The sequence below is a fragment of the Nonomuraea sp. NPDC050691 genome (assembly GCF_040654455.1).
Classification (GTDB): Bacteria; Actinomycetota; Actinomycetes; order Streptosporangiales; family Streptosporangiaceae; genus Nonomuraea.
Genome location: NZ_JBFAIA010000379.1, coordinates 1 through 1,296, shown reverse-complemented (window position 1 = coordinate 1,296; position 1,296 = coordinate 1). Strand labels below are relative to the sequence as shown.

Genomic DNA, 1,296 nt, shown 5'->3' with positions numbered 1-1,296 from the left:
GCGCGATCGGTGAGCCCATCACCGCGGCCCGCATGATCACCTGCTCCTTCACGCCTTTTCGAACTGCGTGCACCCTATCGCCCCCAAAGCCTTTTGTAATTTCGCCGCGCAAACGGTTATGGCCGGAAGCAGAAGTACACGAATTTATCCGCCGCCGCCGTCAGAAATAGAGAAACCGCCGTAACAGGCGGTTTTTTTCAATCCAGCAAATCGGCAAGTTCGCCAATATCAGGGTTATAGTACACATTCAGCAATATGCGTAAATCCTTATGGCCGCTGATTTTAGCCAGTTGCATAGGCTCAACCCTCGCCGCCATTCGCGTCAGGGCTTTATGGCGCGTATCGTGAAAGTGGAAGCTCTCAGCCCCCTCAACCTTTGCCCTCGCACGTCTGAACATCACGTCAAGCGTGTGGGAGCTTATATCAAACACAGACCCACTCTCAGACCGTGGCAGTCTATCTAATATCGCCATAGCCTTTTTAGACAGCGGCACATCTCGACTGCTACCGTTTTTAGTCATCGGCAAATGCACCACGCGCCGGGCTAAATGCACATCACGCCAATTCATGTTACAGATTTCCCCGGCACGCATGGCCGTCTCAATCGCAAACAAGACAGCCAATCCGATACGCTGCTTTACCGTGATTATCGGCACGCCGTCAGCTACACCAAGCTCACGCACGACAGCCAAAACAATATCATCGGACGGTATGTAGTTTCTCGCCCTGCCTTTGCCCGGCCGTCTGATTTGCAATAGAGGATTTGACGGTAAAAGCCCCCATTCCTTGACCGCCATTTGACAGACGGCGGACAGCGTTTCAAGTTCGCGCCTGACCGTTGCTTCTTGGACTTCTTTTTTCCGATTGTCGCGCCATTGGGCAAAATGATGTGGGCGCAGGTCGCTGACCTTAATATCAGCCAATTCAGACCGTAGCGCACGATTCAGACGGTATGTTTCCGCCCTACTACCTCGCTTACCCGGAGTGATTTCATCGCGGTATCGTTTCAGCAAATCGGCAAAATATAGGCTTTTGGGCGCATTGCCCTGTACGCCGTCCAAGATTGCCGCTTCAGTCCTCGCCGCCCATGCAACGGCATCAGATTTCAGGGTAAATGTTTCAGACTTGGTAACACCTTTTAGACGGACTTTGACTCGATATTTTCCGTTGCGCTTTTCGATTGTTGCCATTGGTATATTATTGGGACAGTGAGGGGACACGGCATTATATGTTATAATCAATCCTAATCAATCATAATGTATTGAGTGGCGCAGATATGAGATTGATTTGTATATA

The 1,296-nt window shown here is 50.6% G+C and carries 1 protein-coding gene; it reads right to left on the bottom strand.

The features are described 5' to 3' along the window. Positions 1–197: 197 nt before the first annotated feature. A complete protein-coding gene (locus AB0H81_RS44915) occupies positions 198–1,190 on the bottom strand; it encodes a tyrosine-type recombinase/integrase (RefSeq protein WP_358388765.1) in 993 nt (330 codons plus the stop codon). Positions 1,191–1,296 lie beyond the last annotated feature (106 nt).